This window comes from Pseudocitrobacter sp. 2023LY-00077, assembly GCF_055796175.1.
This window is the reverse complement of record NZ_JBSPEI010000005.1, coordinates 207,887-221,858: the sequence shown is the minus strand read 5'-3', so window position 1 is coordinate 221,858 and position 13,972 is coordinate 207,887. Positions and strand designations below refer to the sequence as shown.

At 55.1% G+C, this 13,972-nt stretch carries 11 protein-coding genes and 1 riboswitch; of the genes, 6 read left to right on the top strand and 5 right to left on the bottom strand.

The window, feature by feature from the left end; all coding sequences use genetic code 11:
• The first annotated feature begins 46 nt into the window (after positions 1-46).
• The 3 genes from ACWWFX_RS09025 to ACWWFX_RS09015 are packed head-to-tail and all read left to right on the top strand — an operon-like array spanning position 47 to position 4,315.
• On the top strand, positions 47-2,503 hold the full coding sequence (locus tag ACWWFX_RS09025; RefSeq protein ID WP_473223664.1) for a fimbria/pilus outer membrane usher protein: 2,457 nt from the start codon (positions 47-49) through the stop codon (positions 2,501-2,503).
• Between the two features lie 13 nt (positions 2,504-2,516).
• A complete protein-coding gene (locus tag ACWWFX_RS09020; RefSeq protein ID WP_473223623.1) occupies positions 2,517-3,251 on the top strand; it encodes a fimbrial biogenesis chaperone in 735 nt (244 codons plus the stop codon).
• Complete coding sequence (locus tag ACWWFX_RS09015; protein ID WP_473223622.1) at positions 3,248-4,315, top strand: type 1 fimbrial protein; 1,068 nt, start codon at positions 3,248-3,250, stop codon at positions 4,313-4,315. The genes ACWWFX_RS09020 and ACWWFX_RS09015 overlap by 4 nt, the downstream gene beginning before the upstream one ends.
• A 47-nt stretch (positions 4,316-4,362) precedes the next feature.
• Here the strand turns inward: ACWWFX_RS09015 and ribB are convergent, their stop codons facing one another.
• The gene (gene ribB / locus ACWWFX_RS09010; RefSeq protein ID WP_015962961.1) at positions 4,363-5,016 is read right to left on the bottom strand and encodes a 3,4-dihydroxy-2-butanone-4-phosphate synthase; all 654 of its coding nucleotides are present in this window, start codon (positions 5,014-5,016) and stop codon (positions 4,363-4,365) included.
• Positions 5,017-5,121: 105 nt separating this feature from the next.
• A riboswitch (FMN riboswitch) is annotated at positions 5,122-5,271 on the bottom strand.
• Positions 5,272-5,392: 121 nt separating this feature from the next.
• Here ribB and ubiK point away from each other — a divergent pair.
• Positions 5,393-5,659 carry a ubiquinone biosynthesis accessory factor UbiK gene (ubiK, locus tag ACWWFX_RS09005; RefSeq protein ID WP_276223223.1) on the top strand — a complete coding sequence of 89 codons (267 nt, stop codon included), beginning with the start codon at positions 5,393-5,395 and terminating at the stop codon, positions 5,657-5,659.
• An 86-nt stretch (positions 5,660-5,745) separates the two neighbouring features.
• Here ubiK and glgS read toward each other — a convergent pair whose 3' ends face one another.
• The 4 genes from glgS to ACWWFX_RS08985 all read right to left on the bottom strand — a co-directional run bounded on the left by glgS (position 5,746) and on the right by ACWWFX_RS08985 (position 11,792).
• Positions 5,746-5,955: a cell surface composition regulator GlgS gene (gene glgS, locus ACWWFX_RS09000; protein ID WP_276223224.1), complete on the bottom strand. Its 210-nt coding sequence runs from the start codon at positions 5,953-5,955 to the stop codon at positions 5,746-5,748.
• Between the two features lie 192 nt (positions 5,956-6,147).
• Positions 6,148-7,581 (bottom strand): bifunctional D-glycero-beta-D-manno-heptose-7-phosphate kinase/D-glycero-beta-D-manno-heptose 1-phosphate adenylyltransferase HldE, encoded by a 1,434-nt coding sequence (gene hldE / locus ACWWFX_RS08995; RefSeq protein ID WP_276223225.1) that lies wholly within the window; start codon positions 7,579-7,581, stop codon positions 6,148-6,150.
• A gap of 47 nt (positions 7,582-7,628) precedes the next feature.
• On the bottom strand, positions 7,629-10,469 hold the full coding sequence (gene glnE, locus ACWWFX_RS08990) for a bifunctional [glutamate--ammonia ligase]-adenylyl-L-tyrosine phosphorylase/[glutamate--ammonia-ligase] adenylyltransferase (protein ID WP_473223621.1): 2,841 nt from the start codon (positions 10,467-10,469) through the stop codon (positions 7,629-7,631).
• A gap of 21 nt (positions 10,470-10,490) precedes the next feature.
• Positions 10,491-11,792 (bottom strand): CYTH domain-containing protein, encoded by a 1,302-nt coding sequence (locus tag ACWWFX_RS08985; protein WP_473223620.1) that lies wholly within the window; start codon positions 11,790-11,792, stop codon positions 10,491-10,493.
• Positions 11,793-12,043: 251 nt separating this feature from the next.
• On the opposite strand from ACWWFX_RS08985, the gene ACWWFX_RS08980 reads away from it, so the two are divergent.
• Positions 12,044-12,664, top strand: coding sequence for a TIGR04211 family SH3 domain-containing protein (locus ACWWFX_RS08980; RefSeq protein ID WP_276223228.1), 621 nt, complete (start codon positions 12,044-12,046; stop codon positions 12,662-12,664).
• 58 nt (positions 12,665-12,722) lie between these two features.
• A complete protein-coding gene (locus ACWWFX_RS08975) occupies positions 12,723-13,964 on the top strand; it encodes a multifunctional CCA addition/repair protein (protein ID WP_473223619.1) in 1,242 nt (413 codons plus the stop codon).
• Positions 13,965-13,972 lie beyond the last annotated feature (8 nt).

Here is a 13,972-nt window from a genome sequence, read left to right as displayed (position 1 = left end):
GGCCATGACGGCCACCCGTTCTTTTCTTCTTTGCACAACCCCCGGTATGGACGCCATGGATAACTGCAAGCTGCTCGCCACAGGCTGTGGGTTATTATTGGCCCTTTCCGCTCAGGCCGTTGAATTTAATTTAAACGTGCTGGATAAATCCATGCGCGATAGTGTCGACGTTTCCCAGTTCAAAGAGAAAGCCGCCATTGCACCAGGCGATTACTTCGTTTCCGTCACGGTCAATAAAAACCTTATTTCTTCAGGCAGGCAATTGAGCTGGAGAAAACAGGACGAAAAGATAGCGGTGTGCATCCCCGCTGAACTCGCCGATCAGCTCGGACTAAAAGAAGACATTCGCCAGGCGCTGACTGTTAAAGCGAATTGTGTCGACTTCAGCGCGCAGCCAGAAATCACTTTTAAACTGGATATGGCCAATCAGCAACTGGATATTGCTATTCCACAGGCTATGCTGGCGTGGAAATCCGATACCTGGATGCCGCCCTCTACATGGGACGAAGGCGTTGCGGGTCTGATGCTGGACTACAATTTATTCGCCAGCACCTATCGCCCAAATCACGGTGAGCACAGTGAAAACTATAATAGCTATGGCACCGCAGGGGCGAATCTTGGCGCATGGCGTTTACGCAGCGACTATCAAATCAGCCAGACTCAAAATTCCAGCAGCTCGCAAACCACCCGCAGCATCGCCCGAACCTATTTGTTTCGCCCGTTACCTTCACTGGGCGCCAAATTAACCCTCGGCGAAACTGATTTCAGTTCTAACATCTTTGACGCCTTTTCCTATGATGGCGCTGCCATTGCCAGCGACGATCGTATGCTACCGTGGGAGCTTCGCGGCTATGCACCACAAATCAGCGGCATTGCGCAAACCAACGCCACGGTCACAGTCAGTTATGCGGGCCGCGTTATCTATCAAACCAAAGTCGCGCCAGGGCCGTTTATCATCAGCGACCTCAACCAGTCAGTGCAGGGCACACTGGATGTAAAAGTGATGGAAGAAGATGGCCGGGTGAACAGCTTTCAGGTTTCCGCTGCCTCAACGCCCTTCCTGACGCGAGAAGGCCAGGTGCGTTATAAAGTTGCTACCGGGCGCGCTCGTCCGGATATCTCACACCATGTGATTGACGATACCTTTATCAGCAGTGAGGCCTCCTGGGGTATGCTGTCTAATACGTCGCTATACGGCGGCGTGCTGGCAGCAGGTAGCAATTACCGCTCGGAGGCCATCGGCGTCGGGCAAAACATGCTGTGGTTAGGGGCGATTTCTTTTGATGTCACGCACGCCAGCAGTACTTTTGACGATGGACACACCGAACAAGGGTTGAGCTACCGTTTAAACTACAGCAAGCGTTTTGATGCCACCGACAGCCAGCTTTCGCTGGCTGCATACCGTTTTTCCGAACGTGAGTTCCACAGCTACGCCAACTTTATCGACCACCAGTACAACGATGCCGACACACGGGATGAAAAGCAGACCATCAGCATGTCCTTTAATCAGCCCATCACGCCGATTAACGTAAACCTTTATCTGAGCGGCCTGCGTCAGCAGTGGTGGGATGGCGACAACTCAACCACCGCCAGCATAACTGCCGGGTTTAACTTTGATATAGGAAAGTGGAAAGGCCTCACGCTCTCCACCTCATGGAGCACCACCCGCTACGAAGAGAGCGGCAATGACAAACAGTTCTATATGTCGCTCTCCATCCCCTTCGACTACGGTCGCCGCCTGAATTACGACATGCACAACAGCAATTCCACCAGTCACATGATGACCTGGAATGACTCCTCCAGCGAGCGCAATACCTGGGGCGTCTCGGCAGGCGTGGAATCGGATAAGCCAGATAACGGCGCGCAGTTCCGTGGCAATCTCCAGCACATCACGACGATGGGTGATTTACAACTTTCCGGCAGCTATGCCGCCAGCGACTACAGTACGGCGAGCGCCAGTTGGACCGGTTCCCTGACGGCGACGCGGTACGGTGTTGCATTACATCGTCGTAGTTTTGGCAATGAACCCAGAATCATGATCGATACTGACGGCGTTTCAGGTGTCCCCGTTCAGGGGGATCTCAATCAGACTAACTGGCTTGGTAACACGGTCGTCCCAATGATCTCCAGCTATTCGCCTGCAACGATTGCCGTGAATATGAATAACCTGCCGGATGGCGTCACCGTTGATGAAAACATTATGCGGCAGGCCTGGACGGAAGGCGCAATCGGCTATAAACAGATGGTCTCTCGCGCCGGGAAAGATCTGCGCGTTATCATCCATACCGCTGACGGCGGCGTACCGCCGCTAGGCGCTGTCGTGCACCTGGCAGATAAAAATGTCGATGTCGGAATGGTCAGTGAAGAAGGGCACGCCTGGCTCAGTGGTGTGAAAGGTGGCCAGACGTTAAACGTGCAGTGGGGTAAAGACCAGCGCTGTGCGATTGAACTGCCCGCAAATGTGGATGCTGTTGAACAACAGCTTATTTTACCTTGTCATTAATTAAGGATGAGAAATGACACTTTCTAAAGTACTCCCCGTTTTATTGCTGCTGTTACCAATGGTGGGCCGTGCGGCTATTCTACCAGACAGAACCCGCATCATTTTTAACGCGGATGATAAGGCCAGTAGCCTGAAGCTGGAGAATCAGAGTACATCGCTGCCTTATCTGGCTTACTCATGGATTGAAACCGAACAGGGGCAAAAAGATGATAGCATTCTGGCTGCGCTGCCACCGATCCAACGTCTGGAGCCTGAAGCGATAAGCCAGATACGCATCGTAAAACAGACCAAAGCCAGTACGCTGCCTACCGATCGCGAATCACTCTTTTACTTCAACGTCCGCGAAATCCCTCCGACGCCGGAGAATGGCAACAACCATGCCATTTTACAGTTGGCTTTACAGTCAAAACTGAAACTTTTCTGGCGGCCCGCAGGGCTTAAAAAAACACCTGATGCGAAAGTTGAACAACAGCTCACTGCGTCACAACAGGGAAGCTCGCTAGTGGTCAAAAATCCGACCCCCTACTACATCACCCTGGTCTTCTTCGGCAAAGACGCGCTGGCTGTTTTCCCGGGCTGTAAAAGCACGATGATTGCGCCCTTCGCTTCGCTGACACTCAATGCGGGAAGCTATAACGGAAACGCATTTGTACTGGGCTATATGGATGATTACGGCGCAATGCGCATGCTTAACGTGCGCTGCAACGGGCAATGCGTAGTGAAAGCGCCGGAGGAGAAGAAACGATGAGGCGCGTGCTATTTTTACTCGCTCTGGCCTTGTTGTCGCTGCTCCCACTGCGGGCCGCTTTAGCGGTGAATTGCTATCTCGGTACCGCAGGCGGGCCTGTCGAAGGCTTTAGCAATATTGAACCTTTTGCAGTGCCGAGCAATGCCAAACCTGGCGACAAAATCTGGGAAAGTAACGATATTAAGATCCCCGTTTATTGCGACGCCGGTACTGCGCCTAACTTTGGCAATGAAGATATCTACGCCTGGATAAACCCCTATACATCAGTGAATGACCCTTATTACCAGCTCGGCGTTACCTATGAAGGTGTGGATTACGATGCTTCTCAGGGCAGTATTGGCATTGATACCCATCAATGCCTGGACAATAAACAGCTTGAGATATACACCCCGGAGCAAATTAAAGCGTCTGGATGGGAGCACGACCTCTGCTCGGGTGACGTGAACAATATTCACTACTCGCGCACCTTTATTGCACGTATGAGGTTGTATGTGAAGGTCATTTCCATGCCGCCTCACGACTACAAAAGCAGTATCAGCGATTACATTTTGGTGCAGTTTGACGGCGTCGGCGGAGTAAACCAGAACCCGGAAGCGCAAAACCTGAAGTATCACGTGACGGGTCTGGACCAAATCCGCGTGCTGGACTGTAGCGTCAACTTCAATATCTATCCGGAAAACCAGACCATCGATTTCGGCACCTTTAACAATATGGAAATTAACCATAAAACATTAATCCGCAGTTTTTCGGTCAAAACGACCAAAAACGTTACAGACACTGAATGCACCGATACCTTTAAAGTTTCATCCTCGTTTTACACCACCGAGACGCTGGCAGACGACGATACCTCACTGAGGTTAGGCAACGGCCTGCAACTCAAAATTCGCGACACGGAAGATAACTCGTTCTACACCTACAACGAATACAAAGAGTACGCCGAGTTCGACCCTGCTTTACTGATGCGGGAAAAAACATATCAGGCGGAACTCAGTCAGGTGGCGGGCGAAACGGTAAAAATGGGGCCGTTTGAAACGGTAGTGTTATTTAAGATTAACTACAACTAGCAACAAAAAAGCCCGCGATGCGGGCTTTTTATCGAATATCGCGTCGATTAGCTTGCTTTACGCTCATGCGCCTGGCGGTAAGCCACCAGATCTTCAATCGTCACCAGCGCCATATTGTGTTTGCGGGCAAACTCGATGCACTCTGGTGCACGCGCCATGGTGCCGTCGTCGTTGGTCAGTTCACACAACACGCCTGCCGGTTTGAAGCCAGCCAGAGAAACCAAATCGATGGTCGCTTCAGTGTGGCCGCCGCGAGTCAGTACGCCGCCCTGCTGCGCGCGCAGCGGGAAGACGTGGCCAGGACGGTTCAGGTCAGACGGTTTGGCACCATCGGCAATCGCTGCGCGAACGGTCGTCAGGCGGTCAGCGGCAGAAACGCCGGTAGTCACGCCATGTGCCGCTTCGATGGTAATGGTGAAGCCCGTACCGTATGCGCTGGTGTTGTTTTCTACCATCATCGGCAGATCCAGCTGTTTGCGGCGTTCTTCCGTCAGGCACAGACAAACGATGCCGCTACCGTGACGGATAGTCAGCGCCATTTGTTCAACAGTCATGTTTTCGGCGGCAAAGACCATGTCGCCTTCGTTTTCACGGTTTTCGTCGTCCAGCACCATTGCGCCGCGGCCTTCGCGCAGGGCAATCAGTGCGTTTTCAACGCGTTCAAAAGCAGTACCAAAAGAGGAAAGTAGCGTCTGATTCATGGTAAAAAAACCTCGTTAAAATTATGGTTACCAGAATCAGGGCAGTCTTAGGAGTGCCGATTTAGCGGCAAATGGATAACGCGAGCGGGCTCAGCCCGACTGGATCGTTACTCTCTCCCATCCGGACTCTAACCGTCGGCCCCGGAATTACACCGGATCTGCTGACCTTTGAGTTTGCACCCAAAGCGCTCGCGGGCTTTCAGCCGTAGCTGATTTACCGCCGGTGGGGAATTTCGCCCCGCCCTGAGAATAAGCGTACTCACTATAACGCTATTGACTATGTTCGGCAATGCATAAGCTTCGAACAATTCTGGTTTATCGGGAGGAAGTAAGGCACTACAATGATCGTCAGAACAGACTAATCAGGTAAACGACGATGATTGACCCGAAAAAAATTGAACAAATCGCACGCCAGGTCCATGAATCTATGCCGAAAGGCCTCCGTGATTTCGGGGATGATGTAGAGAAAAAAGTCCGTCAGGTCCTGCAGTCACAGCTAACTCGTCTGGATTTGGTGAGCCGTGAAGAGTTCGACGTACAGACGCAGGTGCTGCTGCGTACCCGTGAAAAACTGGCGCTTCTTGAGCAGCGACTGAGCGAACTCGAGAGCCGGACAGCTACGCCAGCGGAAGATAAAGAGTAAGAAAAATGCCGGGTGGCGCTACGCTTGCCCGGCCTACGATCTACGTCCCCAGCCAGGGATAAACGCTATCCCCCGGCGCAAAGGTCTCAGTGTTCCAGCTCAGGCTCGTTATCCTTCTCCACTATCCGGCAGTAGCGTTCATAACGCTTACAGAACCAGACACGGTGCTCTTCATCCATGTTGCCGGTAATCGCTTTTAAATCAACGTCCTGACCCTGTTCGTGCATTCTGGCAAAGCTGTGGGCCAAAAAATCGAAATTATTCAGGGAATAAATATTGCTGTGTTTCATCGGCATACTCCTTCAGTCGTTGAGTTTCTGAGTGTCATATGCTTTTTCTACCACCAGTATTTCCCTATTTTTCACATGGCTTTGTGCAGGAAATGCGCTTTTATCGGCTAATTAGTGTGCTAAATCATATTTCGGGGATATCAATAAAAAACCCCGCGCTCGCGAAGAGGACGGGGTTTATTTTTTCGACGCCGTGGCTTACTTACTGGCGTCTTTCTGGATTTTCTTGATGATATTGGTGGTCGAGCAACCGTCTTCGAAGTTGAGCACCAGCACTTCACCGCCGTTGGCCCACACTTCTTCACTCCCGGCGATCTGTTCCGGTTTATAGTCGCCACCTTTCACCAGGCGATCCGGTAAGATCCCGGCGATCAGGCGCTGCGGGGTATCTTCTTCAAAAGAGACCACCCAGTCGACGGATTCCAGTGCGCCCAGCACGATCATACGCTGTTCCAGCGGGTTTACCGGGCGGGATTCTCCCTTCAGGCGTTTGGTCGATGCATCGCTGTTCACCGCAACAATCAGGCGATCGCCGAGCTTACGCGCATTTGCCAGATAAGAGACGTGCCCCGCGTGCAGAATGTCGAACACACCGTTAGTCATCACCACTTTCTCGCCGCGTTTACGCGCAGCGGCCACCGCCTGTTTCAACTCTTCTTCGCTCATCACGCCAAAGCCGGTTTCCGCACGACCGCGCACGGCGTTTTCCAGCTCGATAGGCGAAACGGTTGATGTACCCAGTTTACCCACGACGACGCCTGCCGCCGCATTGGCGAAGTAGCAGGCATCTTCCAGCGAATTACCCGCCGCCAGCGTTGCCGCCAGCACGCCAATCACCGTGTCACCGGCACCGGTGACGTCATACACTTCCTGCGCCTGGGTCGGTTGATGCAGCGGCTCTTTGCCCGGTTGCAGCAGCGTCATGCCCTGCTCGGAACGCGTCACCAGCAGCGCGGAAAGTTCGTAATCAGCAATCAGCTTCATGCCGCGCTCAACGATCTCCGCTTCGCTTTTGCATTTACCCACTACCGCTTCAAACTCAGAGAGGTTAGGCGTCAGCAGCGTTGCGCCACGATAACGGTCAAAATCAGTCCCCTTCGGGTCAATCAATACCGGGACTTTCGCTTCACGCGCCAGCTTAATCATCTGCTGTACGCTTTCCAGCGCGCCTTTGGCGTAGTCTGAAAGCACCAGTGCGCCCACGCTCGCCAGACCGCTTTTAATGCGATCATGCAGCGGCTGCGGGTCTACGCCGGCAAAACCTTCTTCGAAGTCGAGACGAATCAGCTGCTGGTTGCGCGACAGCACGCGCAGCTTGGTGATGGTCGGATGCGTCGCCACGGAGACAAAATCACATTTGACGTTCACGTCCGCCAGCGCTTTGTTCAATGCGCGCGCCGCGTCGTCAATGCCGGTCAGGCCGACCAGACGAGAATTCGCTCCCAGGGACGCGATATTCATCGCCACGTTCGCCGCGCCGCCAGGCCGTTCTTCGATGGTTTCAACCTTCACCACCGGCACCGGCGCTTCCGGGGAAATACGGCTGGTTGGACCATACCAGTAGCGATCCAGCATCACATCACCAACAACCATTACCCCTGCGCGCTCATATTCTGGCAGCGTTACTTTCATTCGTGTCTCCTGAGAGATTCAAAAATTTGGCGCGATAATAGCACATTTCACGGCGTGACCAGCCACTTCAGCCAACTCGCCTCTACCTGTTCACGCTCGGCGGTAAAACGCTCCAGCCCAACGTTCCCCGGTAATTCCTGCAACGCCAGATGATGCAACGCATCGCGCAGCGTGGTGTAGGCACGGGTCAACGCTTGCGCTTCCTGCTCATCCATAATGTCGTTCTGCGCCAGCAGTTCTAGGATGCGCACGTTATCAGACCACCGCGTCAGCTTCGGTTTTTCATGCGCGTAGCGCAGCACCAGATATTGCGTAATGAATTCAATGTCGGTGATCCCGCCGGCATCGGTTTTGATATCAAAGCGATCGCGCTGCTTACCACCCAGATGGGCGCGCATTTTTTCGCGCATTTCGCGCACTTCCGTGCGCAAGGTGTCGCCATCGCGGACGTTGGTGAGGATCTGGCGGCGAATGGCATCAAACTGCTGCTGAAGCTGCGGGTCGCCATAGACCACACGCGCGCGGACCAGCGCCTGATGTTCCCACGTCCACGCTTCGTTTTGCTGGTAATCAGCAAAGGCTTCAGCCGTGGTCACCAGCATTCCCGCCGCACCGGAGGGACGCAGGCGCGCGTCAACTTCGTAAAGGATGCCGGAGGACGTCCGCGTGCTGAACAGGTGCATAATGCGTTGCGCCAGACGCAGGTAGAACTGGCGGCCGTCAATTTCGCGATCGCCATCGGTCATCACATCCGCCGGGCAGTCGTGAAGGAACACCAGATCCAGGTCGGAACTGTAACCCAGTTCCCATCCGCCCAACTTACCGTAACCAATTACCGCAAAACCGCGCCCATGACGGTCATGCAGATGCGTCGGTTTTCCGAAGCGCGCGACCATTTGTGTCCACGCCTGGTGAACTACGGCGTCAATCATCGCTTCGGCCAGCCAGGTTAAGTGATCGCTCACTTTCATGACTGGCAACGTTCCGGCGATATCGGCTGCGGCAATGTGCAGCAACTGAGCTTGTTTAAACTGGCGTAATGCTTCCAGTTGTTGTTCTTCATCCTCTTCCGGCACGCGCAGCAAATATTGGCGCAGCTCGTCGCGATAGGCGTCGGTCGCTGTCGGTTGATAAAGCGTATTCGGGTCGAGCAGTTCATCCAGCAGCAACGGGTAGCGCGCCAGCTGGCTTGCGACCATCGGCGAGGCCGCGCACAAACGGATAAGGTGTTTCAGTGTTCCCGGATATTCGCTGAGCAGTTCCAGATAGGTGGTTCGCGTGACGATGCCAATCAGCAGCGGCGTGATGCGCATCAGCGGCACCGGCGCGTCATCGCGCACGCACACTTCGCTCAACAGATGCGGCATCAGCGAATCCAGCACCTGGCGCCCGCGCGGGCCAATGGTACGTTTATCCAGTTCTTTGCGGAAATCCGCAATCAACGCCACCACCTGGCGGCGATCGTCCTCGCTGAGGTGCGCCAGCACCGGCGGGTTGTCCTCTTCCTGCAACGTGTCCTGCCAGAGTTCGCGCCAGTCTTCAGCCAGCGTTTCTTCTTCCGGCGAGGATTCATCGTCGCCAATCAATTCATCAAAAATGCGGCGCACGCCCGCCATCAGCCCTTCAAGCTGTACGGTGAGCGCCTCCCAGTCGGCCACACCCATTCCCCACGCCAGACGCGCGCGGTTAAGGTCGTCGCCCGGCAGGGTTTGCGTCTGTTCGTCGTTGATGCTTTGCAGCAGGTTTTCCAGGCGGCGCAGGAAAAGATAGGCTTCGCGCAGCGCGTCTGCGTCCTGCTCTGAAAGCAGATGCAGGTTTTCAATCGCCGCAAGCGTCGGCAGCAGAGAACGCTGCTGTAACGATGGTTCACGCCCACCGCGAATCAACTGGAACACCTGGACGATAAATTCGATTTCGCGGATGCCGCCCGCGCCGAGCTTGATGTTGTCTTTCAGACCCCGGCGGCGCACTTCGCGGGCAATCATCCCTTTCATGCTGCGCAGCGACTGAATCACGCTAAAGTCGATATAGCGACGGAAAACAAATGGCCGCAGCATGGCGCGCAATTCCTGGCTCCAGACGTCATCGTTGTCGCCCATAATCCGCGCCTTGACCATCGCGTAGCGTTCCCAGTCGCGGCCCTGCTCCTGATAATAATCTTCCAGCGCGGCAAAGCTCAGCACCAGCGGGCCACTGTCGCCAAACGGGCGCAAACGCATATCGACACGATAGACAAAGCCATCCTGCGTCGGCTGATCGAGCACTTTAATTAACCGCTGACCAAGGCGGGTAAAGAACTGGGCGTTGTCGAGTTCGCGACGCCCGCCGCGCGTGGAGCCGTGCTCCGGCCAGGCAAAAATCAGGTCGATATCCGAGGAGAAGTTCAGCTCCCCGCCGCCCAGCTTGCCCATACCGAGAATCAACAGCGGTTGCGCGACGCCATCGGCGTTACTGGGCGTGCCCCATTCGCGGCAACAGGCGTCATAGAGCCAGTCGCGAGCGCTGACGATCAGCGTCTCGGCCAGCACACTGAGCTGTTGCAGTGTATCCACCTCAGAAATCAGCGACAGCGACTGCGCCCAGGCGATGCGTACCATGATACGTCGGCGGAACAACCGCAGTTCGCGCATGAGCCCGGCTTCATCGGTTACGTCTACCAGCGCAGCCTGTAGCCAGTCGCGATAGTGCTGCCATTCGTCCGCCTGCGGCGGCTGGCTGGCGAGCGTTTCCAGCCATTCGGGATGCATCGTCAGGCTTTGCTGAACGAAATCGCTGAACGTCATGACGGCCTGCGCCTGCGGCGTCAGCGTCGCAACCGGAAAGGTCTCCGGCAGCCGCTCAACCAACGTTTGCCAGTGCTGCTGTAACTGCGATGAAAGCGGGGTCATACTCGGTTTCCCTGAGGTCAGTTATCGTTTTCCGCTGTGTAACCAGAATGGCTCAACCGCCAGTGCTTCATTGCGGAAATGTTCAATTTCAATGTGCTGGCGCGTCAAAATGGCGTGACGTAATCCCAGCCAGTTTGCCAGCCATGCGTCGGCCTGCGCGCGATTGTAATAACCCGCCAGCAGCTGCACGCAGGTGATATCACGCGTTAATCGTGGCAACTGGTCGGCATAGCTGTCGCCCAGCGGATACGCAAAGGTGGTGCGCAGTTCTGCGGCCTGGCGCGAAAGATGGGTATCAGCGAAACGCTTAAAGGAGTCGCTGATTTTGGCCTGCGCTTTGGCATCAAGGAAAGACTGCCAACCGCGGGTCACCAGCCACTCGGTGAAGGCCAGTTTGGCCTGGGTTACCGCCACGTTGAAGGCGGCATCATGCGCGGAAATGTCGCCGCCCAGCACCTCTTCTGCCTGGGTCAGTAAATCACGCAGCGCCGCGCTGGCTTTGCGCGGCACCACGCCACCAAACAACATCAGCGTGTGGCGAATCTGACCAATTGCCGCCAGGACTTCGTCTTTCGCTTTTTTATTACCGCGAACCCACAGCTCTTCGTGGTATTGCCAGTGCGCCAGTGCTTTTTCCAGCGCCGCTTCCAGCCCCTGTTCGATGGTCGATTTCGGCGCGATTTGCATGATTTCCGCAGGCTTGATCGGACGTTCATCGTTTCCCTGCGCCAGATGATAGCCGCGCGCGGCTTTGCTCAGGCTGCCCTGACGCACCAGGCCGGTTTGGTTAAGCTGCTGCGCCAGCGCCAGAACATCGGCTGTTTCGCCGGAAAGCAGTTCCAGTTCCAGCTCGCAAATCGGTTCCTGATAATCACCCGCTTTGACCTCGCCCAGGTCGAGCGCAATTTCAATTTGGCTCTTGCCGTGGCTTACCACCCACTTTTCACGCAAGAAATCGGTGCTGAACAGCGGCTGCACCTGCTCTGCCAGCCCTTCCGGCATCTCGCCATTCGGCCAGACTTCTGCAGGCAGTTTTTCCAGCGCGAGTTTCGGTTCGTCGAGATCGATATTGTACTCCGGACGCTGATGCAGCCCGCCAACCGTACGACCGGCCACCTTCAGGGTCATTTCATAGCGATCGCCCGCGCCGCGAATGCGCAGGCCCATGTCATGACGACGCAGCCAGTTATCTTCAGTTTCGTAGTAAATATTGAGGAGTTTCCCGGCGTCCGTATGCTCGGCCTTCAGGGTGGAGAGATGCTGACGCAGGGCATCAACACCTGCCTCATCAACGAGGAACTTTAATTCAATTTCTTGTGCCATGGCTGATTTCTTATGGTTTCGTGGCCCGGAAGTACCCTTTCGGCGAACTTCCAGGTAATCTTTTTGTCAGTAGATAGTATTTTGCGAAAAATTACCATGCAATGCGCAATTTGCGCGGCAACTTTACGCGGTTAACATTATTGCGACGTCACCCGCGCCTCCTGGATGATTCTGATTGCTGTAGAAGGCTTTGCGTCGCCAGACTGTTGCCACTACTATCGTTCCACTTTTATGACAAAAACGATGACCTGATGCCAAAATTACGCCTAATCGCAGTCACTTTACTTGCACTCACCGCTTCCGCCGTCACCCATGCTGATGAGAAGCGCTATGTTTCTGATGAACTGAATACCTGGGTTCGCAGCGGCCCTGGCGATAACTATCGCCTGGTGGGCTCCATTAACGCTGGTGAAGAAGTCACCCTGCTGCAAACCAATCCCGGCACGCAATATGGACAAGTTCGCGACGGCAATGGCCGTACCGCGTGGATCCCGCTGAAAGAGCTGACGGAAACCCCGAGCCTGCGCACCCGTGTGCCGGATCTGGAAAATCAGGTGAAAACCCTGACTGACAAGCTGACTAACATCGATTCGACCTGGAATCAGCGCACCGCTGAAATGCAGACCAAAGTCTCCCAGAGCGACAGCGTGATCAACAGCCTGAAAGAAGAAAACCAGAAGCTGAAAAATGAGCTGATTGTGGCGCAGAAAAAAGTCAGCGCCGCCAACCTGCAGCTCGACGATAAACAGCGCACCATCATCATGCAGTGGTTTATGTACGGTGGCGGCGTGTTAGGCGCTGGCCTGATTCTTGGCCTGGTGCTGCCGCATCTGGTGCCAAGCCGTAAGCGTAAAGACCGCTGGATGAATTAGCCATAACGCCGCTTCTCTCGTATTATCCACAAAGGACAATAGCGAGGAGAAGCGTGGCGTGAAGAGTTATCTGGTCGGTGGTGCGGTACGAGACGGTTTATTAGGCCTGCCGGTCAAAGATAAAGATTGGGTCGTGGTCGGCGCGACGCCACAGCAAATGCTCGACGCGGGCTACCAGCAGGTAGGCCGCGATTTTCCCGTGTTTTTGCATCCGCAAAGTCATGAAGAGTATGCGCTGGCACGCACCGAACGGAAGTCAGGCTCCGGGTATACCGGATTCACCTGCTACGCTGCGCCGGATGTGACGCTGGAGCAAGATTTACTGCGCCGCGATCTGACAGTGAACGCCCTCGCACAAGACGACAACGGCACGATTATCGACCCTTACGGCGGTCGTGCCGATTTGCAAAACCGCCTGCTGCGTCATGTTTCCCCCGCCTTTGGTGAAGACCCGCTCCGCGTGCTGCGTGTGGCGCGTTTTGCCGCACGCTACGCCCACCTGAGCTTCCGCATTGCCGATGAAACCCTGACGCTAATGCGCGACATGACTGCCGCAGGTGAACTTGAACACCTGACGCCAGAACGTGTGTGGAAAGAGACGGAAGGCGCGCTCGGTACCCGCAACCCCCAGGTGTTTTTCCAGACCCTACGCGACTGCGGCGCGCTGAAAGTGCTGTTCCCGGAAATCGACGCGCTGTATGGCGTGCCTGCGCCGGAGAAATGGCATCCGGAAATCGATACCGGCGTGCATACGCTGATGACGCTAACAATGGCGGCTATGCTGAGCCCGAATATCGACATCCGTTTCGCCACCCTGTGCCACGATTTAGGCAAGGGCCTAACGCCAAAACATCTCTGGCCGCGTCATCACGGCCACGGCCCGGCGGGTGTCAAACTGGTGGAGCAGCTCTGCCTGCGCCTGAAAGTGCCTAATGAGATGCGCGATTTAGCGAAACTGGTGGCGGAGTTCCACGATCTCATCCACACCTTCCCGATTTTGCAGCCGAAAACCATCATCAAGCTGTTCGATTCAATCGATGCCTGGCGTAAACCGCAGCGCGTCGAACAGGTTGCGCTAACCAGCGAAGCTGACGTGCGCGGACGTACGCATTTTGAAGCCTGCGATTACCCGCAAGGGCGCTTGCTGCGTGAAGCATGGATCGTGGCGAAAAGCGTGTCGAATAAAGAGGTGATAGAAGCGGGTTTTCAGGGGCCTGAGATCCGCGAAGAGTTGACGCGCCGTCGCATTCAGGCTGTCGCGAACTGGAAGGAAAAACGTTGCCCTCAGCCGAAAGACTGAGGGCTGTA